We start from the raw sequence: 3,417 nt of genomic DNA, 5'->3' as shown, positions 1-3,417 counted from the left end.
TTATGTGACCATATAACTCACTAATAAATGCTATTACTTTAAGTAATTTGAATGGAATTTTTTTTGTAGGTGGTTTAATGCCACTAACTTCAGCTAATAATGGCAGAATGTTTGACATTGTCATATGCCTACCTGCTGCTAGATACCGCTCACCTCTTCTACCATACTGAGCAGCCAAAATTTGAATAGTAGCAACATCCCGAGCATCAACAACAGAAAAGCTTCCTGGTACAACTCCTGGCAGTCTACCTTTTAAAAAATCAATAATAAACTGACCAGAAGAGGTTGGCCCTATATCACCTGGACCAAACATCCAACCTGGTAAAACCATAGTAACAAACATATCTGGGTGTAATTCAAGAAATTCATGAACTTGTTGATCTGCTAAAATCTTACTACGATAATAACCATCAGCATTTTCTGTACTTCTAGTCATAGTTTCATCAATTAAAGCACCTCGAGGACCATCTAAAACAGCAATAGAAGATGTATGTACAGCACGACGAATGCCTGCATCATATGATGCCTCTAATAAATTTTTTGTCCCTTTTACATTAATCTCATATAGTTCATTCCAATGGTTTCCTCCCTTATAATTATCCCGAAAGAATGCAGCTGTATGAAACAAAGTATCACACCCTCTTAATGATGATTTGAATGCAGAGATATTCTTCATATCTCCTTCGATAATTTCTATATCTAAACCATCAAATTGTTTTTCCGCTTTATTTTTAGAACGGGCTAAAGCTTTAACCTTAATTCCTTTTTTAACCAACATACGAACTAAATTATTACCTAATAATCCAGTTGATCCTGTGATGAATACTTGCTTCATAAGAGACCTATAAAAAAGACTATATATTTCAAATACCAAATGGTATCTAAAATATATAGTCTTTTTTATAGGTCAGCAATAATTAAATTCACAACTGACTTAACATAATGGGCATTACCCGAACTAAATTCCATAAAGTTATTTGTAATCAGTATCTTAAACATTTTACATAATGCCAAAAATACAAAAAAAGCCGACTCGGAAACATGTCGGCTTTTTTTACAGCGGTTTTGGAAGTTTTTGCTAGTAAAATCGGTTAAAAAGAATACAAAAACATTCTTATATATAAAAATATTTTATATTATTGAAATATCTATATATTTATATAAATTATAGTGTATTAAAATTAATTTTTATGGATATATATATTTAATAACCAATATCTTGTAGGTGGATTTTTATTATTCACTTCTATTTTTGCAAATGCAGACATGAATGAAGATTTTTTTAAAAGGAACACCTCAAAACTAGGTATTTCTACTCTATCATCAGGAATTCAATATGAAATTCTTGAATCTGGTCTAGGTGGTATACCTAATAATCAACATAAAATTCATTTCTCATATACAGTTAGAAATCTTGATTATTCCACTCGAATAGAGATGGCTGAAAAAGAAGTTAATCTATCTGATTTAAATGAACCAATGATTGAAGCAATTAAAACTATGAAAAAAACAGGGAAAAGTCGATTCTTTATTCCTGCATCAAAAGCATCTAATTTTGATAAGTTAGATAAAAATATTCCTTCAAATATTCCTTTAATTATAGACATTCACTTGCATAGCTTTTTATAAATAGTCATGAAAAATGGCTCCTTTATCTGAGATAAAGGAGCCATTTTTACCCACCCTCTTGTGTGTATTTTTATATTTATATGTCTTTATTTTGTATTGGGCAGATACATCATATGACAATCTTTTTTTGATGAAAAGCATATATTTTTGATTTTATATGAGAAAAAACTATTAAGATTTAATCACTACTTGATAAACTCAATAAAAAAAGCCCATCAATTTTTTGATGAGCTTTTTTCTAAGATTTTAGAAAATTAGATGGGACTTATATTTTCTGCTTGTAAACCCTTTTGACCTTGAGCAACTGTAAACTCTACATACTGGCCTTCGGATAAGCTTTTGAACCCATCAGATTTAATATTTTTAAAATGAGCAAATACATCTTGTCCATCTTGCATCTGAATAAATCCAAATCCTTTGCTGTCGTCAAACCATTTAACAACGCCATTTTGTACATTTGACATAAATATGTCCTCTTTCTAGTAAAATTCTAGAAAATTGAAATTTCAAATTAGAGACGTAGAGATTTTATAATAAATACTGCGTAATTATGATGAAGAAACAAAATTCTAGTGAGTGGATATAGTATTAAGACTATATAATTAGATTAGTCGATACATTTGGTTAAATGAGGTAAAAAAACTTTTCCCATCTAAATTTAAACCAACTTCTTGCCCAGATTCTAAGAGGATTTTTTTTCCAACCTCTACATTCATGAACCCTGTTGAAGTATTTTGTCGCTTTTCATTAGGAATAATTTTTACATTGATTTTATCGCCATTGATGGCAATAGCTATACGATTGATTATTTTTTGCAATTTATACCAGTTCATGCACACTTCAATAAGTGTGCTATTTTTCATAAAAGTAAATACTATCTAAAATTTGTTAATTTCTAAAAAATATATGATAAATGAAGTGCTCTAGCACATTCAATATTCAACCACCTTATATGATTAATCGTTAAAATGCAAATTAAATATTTTCTTTAATTTCCAATATTTTTTTATCTATGATATCTTAAAAATAATTTCTTATTTTTAAATCATGTATAAACCATATCTTAACTTCTATATTTAAATCATATTTTATTTAATTTTATGCTTCATCCTATATTGAAAATATTTAATTAAATTTAAGTTAAATAGGTTGATTTTATATGTATGAAAATAAAATAATTACTTTGCAAGATCCCAACTCTCTAGCTAAATTTAAAATTATAAATATCATAGAGATATATATAATTTCAGGGAGACGGCACTCTTATTCTTTATGGATAAATGACCGTACAAATGAAATCATTAATTGTATCGTTTATTATAATCTTGATAAGGCAAATATAGATGATGTTGTTAAGCTAAATAATATAGATTATAAAGTTATTGATGTATTTAATAATAAAAATAAAGAAAATAAAGATATACTTATTTAAAATATAAAAGTCTAGATATCTTTTAATTTTGTAAAATCTATTGATAAATGATCAATTTTATTTTTTATTATCCTAATTAAAAGATCACTCAAAAAATAAATAAGCAGATCAAGCACTGAAATAAGATGCACTAATGTAGAAACAACACTTAGAAATGCTGCAACAGTGGCTAAAAATGAAGAAACAATCAAACTTTATGTTGAAACAATTCAGCAAATATTGAGAAACAGCATCAACAAATGATGTAACAAAACCGAGTTTATGCTGCAACAGCGTGATTTTATGTTGAAACAATGCAAGAATCACTAAAAACGCAATAAAAAAATGTTGAAACAGTTTTTATTTTCATATTTTTC

Annotated in this window: 5 protein-coding genes; 2 read left to right on the top strand and 3 right to left on the bottom strand. The window is 27.7% G+C overall.

Annotated features, from left to right (window positions below; translation table 11 throughout):
- A partial coding sequence (locus P256_RS06415) for an SDR family oxidoreductase (RefSeq protein ID WP_023272875.1) occupies positions 1–835 on the bottom strand: 835 nt, incomplete at its 3' end.
- A gap of 431 nt (positions 836–1,266) precedes the next feature.
- Here P256_RS06415 and P256_RS06410 point away from each other — a divergent pair.
- Complete coding sequence (locus tag P256_RS06410) at positions 1,267–1,629, top strand: peptidylprolyl isomerase (RefSeq protein ID WP_023272874.1); 363 nt, start codon at positions 1,267–1,269, stop codon at positions 1,627–1,629.
- Between the two features lie 254 nt (positions 1,630–1,883).
- Here P256_RS06410 and P256_RS06405 read toward each other — a convergent pair whose 3' ends face one another.
- Entirely contained in the window at positions 1,884–2,093 is a 210-nt protein-coding gene (locus tag P256_RS06405; RefSeq protein WP_023272873.1) for a cold-shock protein, read from the bottom strand.
- Between the two features lie 138 nt (positions 2,094–2,231).
- The gene (locus tag P256_RS06400) at positions 2,232–2,462 is read right to left on the bottom strand and encodes a hypothetical protein (RefSeq protein ID WP_040331909.1); all 231 of its coding nucleotides are present in this window, start codon (positions 2,460–2,462) and stop codon (positions 2,232–2,234) included.
- 326 nt (positions 2,463–2,788) lie between these two features.
- On the opposite strand from P256_RS06400, the gene P256_RS06395 reads away from it, so the two are divergent.
- Positions 2,789–3,061, top strand: coding sequence for a hypothetical protein (locus P256_RS06395; RefSeq protein WP_023272871.1), 273 nt, complete (start codon positions 2,789–2,791; stop codon positions 3,059–3,061).
- The last annotated feature ends 356 nt before the right edge of the window (positions 3,062–3,417 follow it).

Origin of the sequence: Acinetobacter nectaris CIP 110549, assembly GCF_000488215.1 — a bacterium.
Taxonomy (GTDB): Bacteria; Pseudomonadota; Gammaproteobacteria; order Pseudomonadales; family Moraxellaceae; genus Acinetobacter; species Acinetobacter nectaris.
Note: the sequence above shows the minus strand (reverse complement) of the source record. Positions and strands in the feature narration are given on the sequence as shown.

What these genes read in the sequence shown, in the direction of transcription:
- P256_RS06395 (WP_023272871.1), top strand. Translation starts at nt 2,789, where the DNA reads ATGTATGAAAATAAAATAATTACTTTGCAAGATCCCAACTCTCTAGCT.
- P256_RS06400 (WP_040331909.1), bottom strand. Translation starts at nt 2,462, where the DNA reads ATGAACTGGTATAAATTGCAAAAAATAATCAATCGTATAGCTATTGCC.
- P256_RS06405 (WP_023272873.1), bottom strand. Translation starts at nt 2,093, where the DNA reads ATGTCAAATGTACAAAATGGCGTTGTTAAATGGTTTGACGACAGCAAA.
- P256_RS06410 (WP_023272874.1), top strand. Translation starts at nt 1,267, where the DNA reads ATGAATGAAGATTTTTTTAAAAGGAACACCTCAAAACTAGGTATTTCT.